Raw genomic sequence first — 13,022 nt, 5'->3', positions numbered from 1 at the left:
AGACCGCAATGCCGCTCATCTTCCGCAGCCTGTTGCTGCTGCTTTTTCTCTGGATGCCCGCCGCCCAGGCGCAAACCGGTTTTCTGCCGCCGGAACAAGCCTTCCGCCTCAGCGTCAGCGAGTTGGGCGACGGACAAGTCCGCCTGCGCTGGGACATCCGGGACGGCTATTACTTGTATCGCAAGAACATCAAGATCGCGGCCGACCCCGTCGGCAGCGTCCCGCCGCCGGCGATGCCGGCCGGCAAAACCATCCGTGATGAATTCTTCGGCGAATCCGAGGTGTATTACCAGCGGCTGGAACTACTGGTGCAGGCCGGCCAGGCGCGCCGTCTCATGCTGAGCTGGCAAGGCTGCGCCGAAGCCGGACTGTGCTATCCGCCGCAGCATCGCGCCGTTGAACTATCAGGAAGCGGCAAGGCCGTTAACACCAGCGCGGCGGGAGCGACAGGGATGGATGCCGCCGTCCCCATCGCGCCTGCCTTGGGCGAGGACCAGGCGCTGGCGGCGCGGTTGGCTCAATCCGGCGCGGGCTGGGTTTTGCTGGCCTTTTTCGGCCTTGGCCTACTGATGACCTTCACGCCCTGCGTGTTGCCGATGGTGCCCATTCTCAGCAGCTTGATCATGGGCAGCGGCGCCACGCCGCGGCGCGGCCTGGTGCTCGCCCTGGCCTTTGTGCTGCCGATGGCCTTGACCTACGCGGCGCTGGGCGCGCTGGCCGCCAGCATGGGCGCCAACCTGCAAGCCGCACTGCAAACGCCGTGGGCGCTGGGCCTGTTCGCCGCGCTCTTCGTCCTGCTGGCGCTGGCCATGTTCGGCGTTTACGAGCTTCAATTGCCGGCCGTGCTGCGCGACCGGCTGGCCACGGCCAGCCAGCGCCAGCGCGGCGGCACCCTGGGCGGCTCGGCGACGATGGGCGTGCTGTCCGCCTTGCTGGTGGGCCCCTGCATGACCGCGCCGCTGGCCGGCGCCTTGCTCTACATCAGCGACAGCGGCGACGTGCTCAAAGGCGGCCTGGCCTTGCTCGCCATGGGCCTGGGCATGGGCGTGCCGCTCTTGCTGGTGGGCGCGCTGGGCGCCAAGCTGCTGCCGCGCCCCGGCCTGTGGATGAACCGGGTCAAAGCGGTGTTCGGCTTCCTCCTGCTGGGCATGGCCATCTGGTTCCTCGGCCGCGTGCTGCCCCCGGCTGCCAGCCTGGCCTTATGGGGCGCGTGGCTGTTCGCCGTCGCCGTCGGCTTGTTGACGCTGACCCGGCCCTGGCGCGCCAGCCCAGGCCAATGGACGCTGCGCGGCGCGGCGGCGCTGCTGAGCTTGTGGGCGGCGGCGATGCTGATCGGCGCGGCCGCCGGGCAAAGCGATCCGCTGCGGCCGCTCGCCTTCGTCTCCGCGGCGGCTCCGCCCGCCGCCGGCATGGAACAACTCGGCTTCGTCACCGTGCGCGATGTCCGCGCGCTGCAAGACGGCCTGGACGAAGCCGTGCGCCAAGGTCAGTGGGCGCTGGTGGACTACTACGCCGACTGGTGCGTGGCCTGCAAGGAAATCGAACACAAAGTGTTTGGCGACCCCCGCGTGCAACAAGCCTTGGCCGGCATGAAACTGCTGCGTCCCGATGTGACCGAGTCCAGTCCGGACAGCGCCGCGCTGCTCGCCTCGCGCCAGGTGATAGGCCCGCCCACGCTGCTGTTGATCGGCCCCGACGGCCAGGAGCGCCGCGCCCAGCGCATCGTCGGCGCGCTCAGCCCGGACGCCTTCCTCGAACGCCTGCACCAGGCACGACAGGCCCGCTGAATCTTTTGGAAAAGACCCAGTCTATTCAAACGATTAAAAAATAAGCCTCCCCCACGCGCACGGCCTTGATTAAGCGGCCGGAGCGAAGGGAGCCCCCCGTCATGCCGCTCCGCGCGGCACAGGACTGAACCATGCTTTCTTTCCACCTTGGCCCGCTGGCCATTCCCATCAGCCTGACCATCGTCGCCGCCGCCTGGCTGGCCGCCCACGGCGCCGGCCTGCTCGCCGGCAGAAGCCGCCGCGTCAGCGTGGCCGCCCACCTCAACGACATGCTGTTGTGGGGTTTCGTCGCCGCGCGCGTCGGTTTCGTCCTGTATTGGTTTTCGCTGTACTCCCACCAGCCGCTGGCGATGCTGGACCTGCGCGACGGCGGCTTTCTGCCCTGGGCCGGCATCGCCGCCGCGCTCGCCCTGGCCGCTTGGCGCGGCTGGCATCGCCCGGAGGTGCGCCGCCCGCTGGCCGCCGCCGTCCTGTCCGGCGCTTTGGTCTGGGCCGGCGGCGAGGCGCTGCAACGAAGCGGCGCCGAGACCGCGCTGTCTCCGCGCGTACTGCGCCAGTTGGACGGCCCGCCCGCCTCGCTGCCGGCCCTGGCCAGCGGCAAACCGGTGGCGCTCAATCTCTGGGCCAGTTGGTGTCCGCCCTGCCTGAGGGAAATGCCGCTGCTGCAAGACGCCCAGCAGCAAAGGTCGGACGTACGATTTATCTTCGCCAACCAGGGCGAGGATGAAGTCGCGGTACGCGATTTCTTCCGCAAACAGCCGCTGCGGCTTCAGCACGTGCTGCTGGACCCCGCCGGCGCCCTGGGCCGGGAATACGGCTCCGTGGCGCTGCCCACCACGCTGTTTTTCGACGCCGACGGGCGTCTGTCCTCCGTCCATCTGGGCGAACTATCCGCGGCCACCCTGGCCAGCAAACTGCAAGCGCTCGCCCGCTCAAACTCCAAGGAATAAACGCGCCATGACCGCCCCGCTCCTTCTCCGCCTGGCGCCGCTGGCGCTCTGGCTCAGCCTGAACGCCCTCCCCGCCCACGCCCAGCCCTGGCCGGCGCCTATCCAGGCGCTGGAGGCCCAGGGCTATGAAATCCTCGGCAGCTTCCCCGGCCCGTCCGGGCTCACCGGCTACGCCTCGCTCTACCTGGGCCGGCCGCAGGCCGTCTACCTGACAGCGGACGGCCAGCAGGCCATCGTCGGCAACGTCACCGACGCCAAGGGCGAAAAATGGAATCCCGAGCGGCTAGACCGGCAGTTCAGCGCCGCGCTGTGGCGGCAGCTGGAAACCAGCCACTGGATAGCCGACGGGAAGACCGGCGCCCAACGCGTGATCTACACCTTCACCGATCCCAACTGTCCCTACTGCCGACAGCTCTGGCGCGACGCCCGGCCCTGGGTCCAGGCCGGCAAGGTCCAGATCCGCCACATCCTGGTGGGCCTGCTGGCCGAAGACAGTCCGGCCAAGGCCGCCGCCCTGCTGGCCGCGCCGGACCCGGCCGCCGCGCTGGCGCGCCACGAGGCCGGCGCTTCAATCCAACCGCTGGCCAAACCCCCGGCAGCCGTCAGCGCCAAACTGGCGGCCAACCAGCAGTTGATGGAGCGCTTCGGCGTGTTCGCCACCCCGGCCTCCTTCTACCGCGACGCCAGGGGCCAGCTGCAAAAAGTGCAGGGCGCGCCCACGGCGGCCACGCTGCAAAAACTGCTAGGGCCGCGCTGAGCCCGAGTCGCTCAGCCCTTGCGGCGGCTGCGCCGCCATTGCCACAAGGGCGGCAGCAAGAGCAGCGCGACCATGCCCAGCACCAGCCACAGCATATTGTCCTGCACCCATGGAATCGCCCCCAGCCAGTAACCCATGGACACCAGCCCGCCGCACCAGATCACCGCGCCCAGCACGTTGTAGCAGGCGAAGCGTCGCGGGCACATGCCGGTCAACCCGGCCAGGAACGGCGCCACTGTGCGCACAACGGGCACGAAGCGGCCGATGGTGATGGTGGGCGCGCCGTAGCGGTCGAAAAAGGCCTGGGTCTTGGCCAGATGCTGGGGCTTGACCCAACCGCGGCGGATCAGCGTCTGCCCCAAGGCGGAGCGGCCAATGCTGTAATTCAGCAAATCCCCCAGGATGGCCGCCAGCGTGATCAGCCCCATCGGCCACCACGGCGACACGCCCTGCGCGCCCAGCAAGGCGCCGGTGGCGAACAAGAGCCCGTCGCCGGGCAGAAAGGGCAAGACCACCAGACCGGTTTCGCAAAACACGATGGCGGCCACGATCCACACCCCCAGCGCCCAGTTCTGCGCCAGCAGAGACATCAGATTCTCATCGCCGAACAACCAGCTCAGAAACCCCATGGTCAACACACTGCTCTCCTTGCCTCAATGAATTCGTCGCGTCTAGTGCTTGACCGCCGCGCCGGGCGGATGTTTCCCCGGCCTGCTGGCGCGGCCGCGGAATCTTAATTTGACATGGGCATATCGTTTTGTTTTTAATGATGACAGCAAATGTCAGAATTGATTCTGCAACGGCTATCGACTTTCAAACTAAACCGCTTTCAGGAAGCCGCCATGCCTCAGTTGCCGCAAGCCCCCCTCTCCTCCTGTCCGCGCGCGGGAGCGCCGACGTGAGCGCCGGCCTTGCCGCCCCGGAACTCTCCAACCAGGACGACGCGCTGCCGCTGTACCGCCAAGTGTATCAACGCTTCATCCAGGCCATCAGCCAGGGCAGCCTGACGCCGGGACAACGGGTGCCGTCCATCCGCGCGCTGGCCAGCGAGCTGCAAGTGTCGCGCAATACCGTGGAGCTGGCTTACGAATTATTGATAGGCGAAGGCTATCTGGAAGCGCGCGGCCAGGCCGGCACCGTGGTGTCGCCGCGGCTGGCGGAAGTGCGCATGCAGCAGCCCCGCCCGGCGGATGCGCCAGCCCCGCGTCCGGCCGGCCTGTCCTTGTTCGATTCCGCCTCCGACTGGCAACCCCTGCCCTATCAGTTGGGCTTGCCGGCGCTGGACCTGTTCCCGCGCAAGCTGTGGGCCAGCCTGAACACCCGCCAGCTGCGGCTGCAAAACCGTTTTCTATCCTATCCGCAACCAGCCGGCTACGGGCCGCTGCGCGAGGCCATCGCCGCCTATCTGCACCTGTCGCGCGGGCTGGACTGCTCGCCGCAGCAGGTGTTCATCACCGCCGGCTACCGCGGCGCGCTGAATTTGATCGGCCGCACCCTGCTGCGGCCGCTGGATCAGGTGTGGATTGAAGACCCCTGCTTCCCACCCAGCCGCCACCTGATGGCGGAAATGGGCGCGGAGCTGGTGCCGGTGCCGGTGGACCGGGACGGCATGCAGGTGGCCGCCGCCAAGGAGAGGGCGCCGCACGCCCGTTTCGCGCTGGTGACGCCGGCGCATCAAAGCCCGCTGGGGGTGTCGCTGTCCCTGGTGCGGCGCCTTGAGCTGCTGGCCTGGGCCGAGCACAACAACGCCTTCATCATCGAAGACGATTACGACAGCGAATACCGCTACGACGGCCGGCCGCAGCCGGCGCTGGCAAGCCTGGGGGCCAACGACAACGTGCTCTACGTCGGCAGCTTCAGCAAGGTGCTGAGCCCGGCGCTACGCCTGGCCTATCTAGTGGTACCCAAGCCCCTGCTGACACGCTTCAACGCCGCCTGCCACACCTGGCACGACGGCTGTCCGTTGTTGAATCAGGGGGTGGTGGTGGATTTCATGCAGGAAGGACACTTCATCCGCCATCTGCGCAAGATGCGCTCCGCCTACGCCCAGCGCCGCGAGCTGGTGATCGCCAGTTTGCGGCATGAGTTCGGCGAACGAATGAGTTTCGACGTGCCGGCCTGCGGCCTGCATTTGCTGGCGCGGCTGAATCGTTCTGAGGACGACATCGCCTTGGCGCAGCGCGCCAAGCGCGAGCGCTTCGGCATCGCCGCGCTGTCTGCGCGGGCGCTGGAGGCGGATTGCGGCAAAGGGCTGTTGTTCGGTTTCGCCAATGTGGCCACGCCGGAGCAGGCCGCGCAACAGGCGCGGAATCTGCGCCTATGCCTGGAAGGCCGGTCCTTGCCGTCGGATGGCTGAGGGCGGGCTCTCTTGATGTCGCCGGCGGAAACGGCGGGGTTTGGCGGGTATCGCCTCGCGGCCCCACCCGACCCAACCGTCCGGTCCAACAAGCCTCAATCCGGAATCACCGCCGTCGCCTCGATCTGCACCTTGGCGCCCGGCACCATCAGGGACGCCACCTGGAACGCGCTCATCACCGGGAAATGGCCGATCAGCTCTCGGTAGGCGCGGCCCACTTCCCGGGCCTCGGCGAAATAGGCGTCGCGGTCGGACACATACCAGGTCAGCCGCACCAGATGCTCCGGCCGCGCGCCGGCCTCGGCCAGGACCGCCACGATGTTCTTCAGGATCTGGATCGCCTGCTCGGCGTAGCCCGGCCCCACCAGCTTTTCCTCCGCGTCCCAGCCCAGCTGGCCGGAGGTGAACACCAGGGTGCCGCGCGCGGCGATGCCGTTGGCGTAGCCGCGCGGGCGCGCCCATTCCGGAGGTTGCAGAATTTGCATCATGCCGTCGCCTCCTCCAGCAAGCCGCTCAAGGCGGCGCGCACGTCGGCCGGGGCGTCGATGGCGCCGCCGCTGTCCAGTGAGATGTGCACCAGCACCTGACGGCAACGCAGCCGCAGTTCGCCGTTGGCGTGGCCTTCGATGTCCAGGGTCAGCGAGCTGCCGCCCAACCGCGCCACGCGCAGCTGCAGCGTGAGTTGGTCGCCCTGGCGGGACGGGCGCAGGAATTCGCAGTCCAGCTTGACGATGGGCAGGCCCAAGCGGCGCGGGCCGATGAAGTCGGCGAAACTGATGCCCAGCCCTTCGGTGAACCAGTCTTCCACCAGCCAGTTGCTCAGCACCAGGTATTGCGGGAAATAAACGATGCCGGCCGGATCGCAGTGGGAGAAGCGGATCGGGTAGGCCTTGGAAAAATGGGGATCTTGCATCTTGTCGCTTTCTTGGCATGGGCGGCCATGGCCGCCCCTTGCGTGTGTCAGACGGGTTCGGCTTCCGCTTGCGCGGCGCGCTCGGCCAGCCTCAGATAATTGCCCAGCATGCTGAGCCCTTGTTCGGTCAGCACCGATTCCGGATGGAACTGCAAGCCGTGAATGGGCAGGCTGCGGTGGCGCAGCGCCATGATCTCGCCCCGGCTGCCGTCGGCGCGCAGCGCCCAGGCGGTGGCCACCAGCACCTCCGGCAGCGCGTCCGCCACCAGCGAGTGGTAGCGCGCCACTTTGAGGCCGTCGGCCAGGCCTTCGAACAAGCCCTCGCCGTCGTGATGGATGCGCGACACTTTGCCGTGCAGCACTTCGTCGGCGCGGCGCACCTGCGCGCCGAAGGCGGCGGCGATGCACTGGTGGCCCAGGCAGATGCCGAGGATGGGCAGGCGGCCGGCGAAGCGGCGGATCGCCGCCAGCGAGACCCCGGCCTCGGCGGGCGAACAGGGTCCGGGCGAAACGATCAGCGAGCGCGGCCGCAACGCTTCTATCTCCTCCAGGCTGATCTCGTCGTTGCGCCTCACCATGATGTCCGCGCCCAGCATGCCCAGGTACTGCACCACGTTGTAGGTGAAGGAATCGTAGTTATCGATCATCAAATGCATGCCGCCTCCTCTTGCCGCGCCGCCGCGGCCAGCTTGGCCGCCAGCAGCATCAGCCGGCTTTTTTCCAGGGTCTCTTGCCATTCGCGCTCGGCCAGCGAGTCCTGCACCACGCCGGCGCCGGCCTGCACGTGCAGTTGGCCGCCTTGTAGCACGCCGGTGCGTATGGTGATGGCCTGGTCGGCGTTGCCGCGCCAGCCGATGTAGCCGATGGAGCCGCCGTAGACGCCGCGCGAATGCGGCTCCAGCTCGGCGATCACTTCCAGCGCCCGCACCTTGGACGCGCCGCTGAGGGTGCCGGCCGGGAAGGTGCTCTTGAGTACGTCCAGCGCCTGCGCCTGTTGCGGCAGCTTGCCGGACACGGTGGAGACGATGTGCATGACGTGGGAAAAGTTCTCCACGGTCAGCAACTCGTCCACCTGCACGCTGCCCAGCTCGGCCAGCCGGCCCAGATCGTTGCGCGCCAGGTCCACCAGCATCATGTGCTCAGCGATTTCCTTGGGATCGGCCAGCAGTTCGCGGCGCAGGTCCTGGTCTTCCGCCGCGTCCGCGCCGCGGCGGCGGGTACCGGCCATCGGGCGGCTGGTCACCCGCTCGTCTTGCTGGCGGAACAGCATTTCCGGCGAGGCGCCGACGATCTGGGCGTCGCCCAGATTGAGCAGGTAGCGGTAAGGCGTGTCGCCCAGGCCGGACAAGGCCCGGTACAGCGTGGGCGCATCGGCGGCGAAGGGCTGGCTCATGCGCTGGGACAGCACCACCTGCATCACGTCGCCGGCGGCGATGTAGTCCTTGATCCGGCCCACCGCCCGCTGGAAGTCCTCGCGCGAAAAAGCGTGATTCAGCGCGGGGTCCGCCGCCGCGTCCGCGGCGAACGCCGGCGGCGGCGCCGGCGGTTCCGCCAGCAGCGCGCGGGTGCGCTCGCACAGCTCCCTCAAGCGCCGCTGGCCGCGCGCGTAAGCGGCCGTCGCCTCGGTGGATTCGTGGACGATGCAGTAGACGCTGGCCTGCTGGTGGTCCAGCACCAGCAAATCCAGGCTCAGCCATTGCAGCGCGTCCGGCAGCGCCAGCCCTGACGGTTTGCGCGGCTGGCGGCGCAGCCGCGGCTCGATCAAACGGGTGGTTTCAAAGCCGAAATAGCCGAACAGGCCGCCTGAGAACGGCGGCAAGGCGCTGAAATGCGGCGCGGTCCAGCCCTGCCGCAGCCTGGCCAGCTCCGCCAGCGGGTCCTCGCACTCCAGTTCGCGCAGCAGTTGGCCGTCGCGCCAATGGCGCAGCCGGCCTTCGTCCAGTTCCACCCGCTCGCGGCAGGGCAGGCCGATCACCGAATAGACGCGCTGGAATTCGCCGTCGCGCCAGTGGCCGGTTTCAAACAGATAGTCCCTGCCCTGGTTGGCCAGCGCCTGGTACAGCGCCAGCGGGTCCGCGCCCGCCGGCAGCGGCAGGGTCCGCCACAGCGGCGCCAGGCTGAAGCCGTGGTCGCCGTAACGCAGAAACGCCTCTTCGCTCAGCATACTTTTTCCTCCTTGCGCTCCGCCTGTTCCCGGGCGGCCAGCTGCGCCATGGCGCGCCGGTCCGGCTTGCCGTTCTTGTTCAGCGGAATCTCCTCCAGCGCCAGCACCAGCGCCGGACGCTTATAGCTTTCCAGATGGGCTTCCAGCGTGGCGTGCACCAGGCGTACCAGCGCCTCGCGGTCGTCGCCGGCGCGCAGAATCAGCGCCGGACGGGCTTCGCCGTCGCGGTCCGGCGCGGCCACCACATAGGCGTCGCCCAGTTCCGGCAACAACGCGGCCAGCAGGTTTTCGATTTCCACCGGCACCACCCAGCGGCCAAACACCTTGAAGCGGTCGTCTTCGCGACCGTGGAAGCTCAGATAGCCGTGCTCGTCGCGGCTGAACAGATCTCCGGTGCGATACCAGCCGTCCTGGAAACGCTCCTGTTCTTCCTGCGGACGCCGCCAGTAGCCCAGCGCGCGGCTGGGCGCCTTGACCAGCAGCACCCCGCATTCGCCGGCCGGCGCGTCCCGGCCGTCGGCGTCGACGATGCGCGCCTCCCAGCCCGGCAACATGCGGCCAACGCTGCCGGAGCGCAGCGCGTCCGGATAGCTGGTGGCGAACACATGGCACATTTCGGTGGCGCCGATGCCGTCGTGCAGATCAAAGCCGAAACGCTGACGCCAGCGCCGCGCCAAGGGGGCGGACAGCGGAGCGCCGGCGGAGAAGGCCAGCCGGATCGCCACGTCGGATGGCTCCAGGCCGTGTTCCAGCAGCAGCCGGTACAGAGTGGGCACGGCGAACAGCACGGTGGGGCGGAACTGACGCAGCACGCCGGCCACGCGTTCGGCCGACGGCCAGGCGCCGTCCAGCACGCCGCAAGCGCCCAGATACAGCGGGAAGAACAGGCTGTTGCCCATGCCGTAGCCAAAGAAGGATTTGGGCGCCGAGTACAGCACGTCGTCCGCGCCCAGCCGCAGTTGGCCGGCGGCGAAGTGCGAGCACACCGCCAGCATGGAGCGGGCGCTGTGCACCACGCCCTTGGCCTGGCCGGTGCTGCCGGAGGTGTACTGGATCAGCGCCGGCGCGTCTTCCGGCTGGCGCGCGAAATCGTCCCAATCGTCGTCGGCGCTGTCGCCGGCCAGCCATTCCAGGTGAGCGCCGGCGTCCAGCAGCCGCAGCTTGGCCGCGGCCGGCCACACCGCGATCTGCGAGGACTGGCCCAGGCACAGCGCCGGGGCGGCGTCGGCCAGCAGATGGTGCAGCGAGGCGGCGTCCAGCCGCGGATTGGCCACCACCGGCAAAGCGCCCACCGCCAGCGCGGCGTAGAAAGCCACCGCCAGCTCCGGGCCGTCGTCCAGGGCAATCAGCACGCGCTCGCCGGCGGCCACGCCTTCGGTTTGCAGCCAGGCGGCCTGGCGGCGCACCGCGCGGTTGAGCTGGCGGTAGCTGAGGCTGAAGCCGGGGCCGACAAAGCAGAGCCGGTCGCTGTCCGGCCGGCTGGCGGCCAGGCGCTCGGCCAGATTGATCAGCGGTTCCGGGGCGGCGGCGTCCGGCGCCGGCCTCGCCGCCGCGCCGGAGGGCTGGGTCAACGCGGCAATCAAGCGATCGGTCAGGGCCAGCGCCTGGCGTGGGTTGAGCCGCGGGTCGCAACTGCTGTGGTAGGCGCGGCCCAGGTCTTCCTCTGCCAGCGCGTCCGGCCCGCCCAGGCACTCGGTGACGTCCTGGGCGCTCAATTCCAGGTGCACGCCGCCGGCGTGGCTGCCGCAGTCGCGGTGGGCGGAGAGGAAGGCTTCCACCTCGGCCAGGATGTCTTCATAGCGCCGGGTCTTCACGCCGTTGGCGGCCTGTACCCCGTTGCCGTGCATCGGATCGCACAGCCACAGCACCTGACGGCCTTCGGCGTTTACCGCGTTCAGCAGTTCCGGCAAGCGCTGGATGTGAGCCGCGCCGAAGCGGGTGATCAGGGTCAGCCGGCCGGCTTCGTTGTCCGGATTCAGCGCGTCGATCAGGCGCAGCAGTTCGTCGCGCGCCATGCCGGGGCCCACTTTGACGCCCACGGGATTGTTCACGCCTCGCAGGAATTCCACGTGCGCGCCGTCCAGTTGGCGGGTGCGTTCGCCCACCCACAAAAAGTGGCCGGAGCCGCAATACCAATCGCCCCGCTCGTCCTGTTGCAGCTGGGCCTGTTCATAGGGCAGCAGCAGCGCCTCGTGGCTGACGTAGTAGCCGCTGTCGCGCGGCGCGGCCTCGCGGTCCAGACCCCGCAGGTAATTGAGGCTGGCGGCGGCGTGGAAGTAGGCGGATTCCAGCCGCTGCGGGTCGTGGGCGCGCGCGGAGGCGGCAAATTCCACGCCGTTGACGATGTCGCCGCGATAGCTGGGCAAGCTCAGCCCGCCCAGGGCTTCCTGCGGCTGGCTGCGCGGCTTGGCGTACTGGCCGGCGATGCGGCCGATGCGCAGCACCGGGCGTTGCAGCGCCTGGCCCAGGTCCGCGGCCATGCGCTCCAGCAGGCGGTAGTGGCCGCCCAGCACGTCCGGCCGCAGGCCGGCGAAGCGCTCGGCGCAGTCGCCGGCCTGGATGACAAAGCCCTCGCCCCGCGCCACGTCGGCCAGCGCGGCGCGCAGCCGGCGGATTTCGGCGGAGGGCACCAAGTTGGGATAGGCGCTCAAACGCGACAGCACGGCATGCAACGCGGCGCCGTCGTCGTAATCGGGCATTTGTGTGTGCGGTTTCGCCTGCCAGCTGCTTGGGCTCCAGGCTTTGGATAGTGTCAGCATCGTGATCTCGTTTATCGGGTGCTGATTGGGAAAAGCCCGCCCGGCAAGAGCCGCTTGCGCCGGGCAAGGCTGGCGGGCCGCGCCGCCCGGGGGGCGGGAGACGCGGCCGGGCTTCAGGCGCTCAGTTCTTCGCGCAGCGCGATGCCGCCCAGGTTCTGCAACAAGGGCGCGTTCTCGCAGGCCAGGTAGACGCACTCCTCCGCGCCGGTGTTGACGTGCTGGTGCTCGGCCCAGACCGGCACGTAGATGGCGTCGCCGGCGCGCCACGGCACCTGGCGGTCGCCGATGCGGGAATAACCCTGGCCCTGGGTGACGTAGATCACCGTCTCGTAGTTGTGGCGGTGCAGGCGGGTGGACTCGCCCTCTTCCAGCCGGCCTATGGTCAGGCTGATGGTGCGGCTGGGCAGATCGACGATGTGCACCTTGTGCTTGCGCTCGGAGGAGAAGGCCTGGTCGCCGCCCTGGCTGGCCGCCATCACCTGCTCGTGGCTCAGCCGCGCCGGCAACTGGGCCTGCAACTGGCTGGGCACGCGCCAGAAATCGGCGGAGGAGAAATGGCCGGCCGGGGCCGCGGCGGGCGCGGCGGCCGGCTGCGCCTGGCAATGCGCCCAGATGGCGTCGAACATCGCCACGCGGCGGGCGATCAGCTCGCGGCCCACGGCGATGGCCTGCTCGCGGCGCGCGTCCTGGTCCAGGGTCAGGCGCTGCATGATGGCCAGCATGGTCAGCGCGTGGTCTTCGTCTTCCTCGATGTGCAGGCTGAAGAACTCGGTGGCGTCCTCGCCGAAGCCGTGGTGTTGCAGCGCTTGCAGGATGGGGCGGTAGATCAGCGGCACGATGGCTTCCGCGCCCAGACACATCGCGGCCAGGCCGGCCAGCGCGTCCGAGGACTGGCAGTGGCCCATCATGGTGTCCACCATCGCCAGGGTCTGCGGCAGCGGCGCGTGCGAGGCCGGCGCCGCGCCCACCACGCGCAAGGTGCGCTGGAACATTTCCGCGTGGGTGATGGCGCTGCCGCCGTCCACGCCCATTTCCTCGCGCATGTTTTCCATCAGCGCCATCACGTCGGCCGGATCGCTCAGTTGACCCATCAAGGCGCACAGATAGCGGGTGAAGTGGCGCGAGTAATGGCTGTGCTGAATCAGCAGGGTGCGCACGGTGGCCAGGCTGGCCTCATTGCGTTCCAGCGCTTGCAGCAGCGGGTGTTCCACCAGGTCCTGCAGGTCTTCTTCTTTCAGCCAGTCGGCCCAGATCAAGCTCATGCCTGCGATCAACGGGGTCTTGCTGCCGCTCTTTTCCAACAATGCTTCCATGTCCATCTCCCAATCGAAGTGTG

At 68.7% G+C, this 13,022-nt stretch carries 11 protein-coding genes; 4 read left to right on the top strand and 7 right to left on the bottom strand.

The window, feature by feature from the left end:
- The first annotated feature begins 8 nt into the window (after positions 1-8).
- The 3 genes from dsbD to dsbG all read left to right on the top strand — a co-directional run bounded on the left by dsbD (position 9) and on the right by dsbG (position 3,494).
- Positions 9-1,787, top strand: coding sequence for a protein-disulfide reductase DsbD (gene dsbD, locus GYH29_RS00285; protein ID WP_161523024.1), 1,779 nt, complete (start codon positions 9-11; stop codon positions 1,785-1,787).
- A gap of 131 nt (positions 1,788-1,918) precedes the next feature.
- Positions 1,919-2,737: a TlpA disulfide reductase family protein gene (locus GYH29_RS00280; protein ID WP_043592492.1), complete on the top strand. Its 819-nt coding sequence runs from the start codon at positions 1,919-1,921 to the stop codon at positions 2,735-2,737.
- 7 nt (positions 2,738-2,744) lie between these two features.
- Complete coding sequence (gene dsbG, locus GYH29_RS00275; protein ID WP_019100024.1) at positions 2,745-3,494, top strand: thiol:disulfide interchange protein DsbG; 750 nt, start codon at positions 2,745-2,747, stop codon at positions 3,492-3,494.
- Between the two features lie 11 nt (positions 3,495-3,505).
- Here the strand turns inward: dsbG and GYH29_RS00270 are convergent, their stop codons facing one another.
- Positions 3,506-4,123, bottom strand: coding sequence for a VTT domain-containing protein (locus GYH29_RS00270; protein WP_174243653.1), 618 nt, complete (start codon positions 4,121-4,123; stop codon positions 3,506-3,508).
- Positions 4,124-4,392: 269 nt separating this feature from the next.
- Between GYH29_RS00270 and pdxR the strand changes: the two genes are divergently transcribed.
- A complete protein-coding gene (gene pdxR, locus GYH29_RS00265) occupies positions 4,393-5,850 on the top strand; it encodes a MocR-like pyridoxine biosynthesis transcription factor PdxR (RefSeq protein WP_019100026.1) in 1,458 nt (485 codons plus the stop codon).
- Between the two features lie 95 nt (positions 5,851-5,945).
- On the opposite strand, the gene GYH29_RS00260 is transcribed toward pdxR, so the two are convergent.
- The 6 genes from GYH29_RS00260 to GYH29_RS24635 form a co-directional block, all read right to left on the bottom strand.
- Positions 5,946-6,338, bottom strand: coding sequence for a RidA family protein (locus GYH29_RS00260; RefSeq protein ID WP_081549478.1), 393 nt, complete (start codon positions 6,336-6,338; stop codon positions 5,946-5,948).
- Positions 6,335-6,763, bottom strand: a complete 429-nt coding sequence (locus GYH29_RS00255) for an acyl-CoA thioesterase (RefSeq protein WP_019100028.1) — start codon at positions 6,761-6,763, stop codon at positions 6,335-6,337. The genes GYH29_RS00260 and GYH29_RS00255 overlap by 4 nt, the downstream gene beginning before the upstream one ends.
- Before the next feature lie 47 nt (positions 6,764-6,810).
- A complete protein-coding gene (locus GYH29_RS00250) occupies positions 6,811-7,419 on the bottom strand; it encodes an anthranilate synthase component II (protein WP_161523022.1) in 609 nt (202 codons plus the stop codon).
- The gene (locus GYH29_RS00245; protein WP_161523021.1) at positions 7,410-8,927 is read right to left on the bottom strand and encodes an anthranilate synthase component I family protein; all 1,518 of its coding nucleotides are present in this window, start codon (positions 8,925-8,927) and stop codon (positions 7,410-7,412) included. Before GYH29_RS00245 ends, GYH29_RS00250 begins: the two co-directional genes overlap by 10 nt.
- On the bottom strand, positions 8,921-11,686 hold the full coding sequence (locus tag GYH29_RS24640) for a 3-deoxy-7-phosphoheptulonate synthase (protein ID WP_198001626.1): 2,766 nt from the start codon (positions 11,684-11,686) through the stop codon (positions 8,921-8,923). Before GYH29_RS24640 ends, GYH29_RS00245 begins: the two co-directional genes overlap by 7 nt.
- A gap of 113 nt (positions 11,687-11,799) precedes the next feature.
- Positions 11,800-12,999, bottom strand: coding sequence for an iron-containing redox enzyme family protein (locus tag GYH29_RS24635; RefSeq protein ID WP_019100032.1), 1,200 nt, complete (start codon positions 12,997-12,999; stop codon positions 11,800-11,802).
- Positions 13,000-13,022 lie beyond the last annotated feature (23 nt).

It is taken from the genome of Chromobacterium haemolyticum, from assembly GCF_009936155.1.
GTDB lineage: Bacteria > Pseudomonadota > Gammaproteobacteria > Burkholderiales > Chromobacteriaceae > Chromobacterium > Chromobacterium haemolyticum.
The sequence above is the reverse complement of the archived record's forward strand: the minus strand, read 5'-3'. Positions and strand labels throughout refer to the sequence as shown.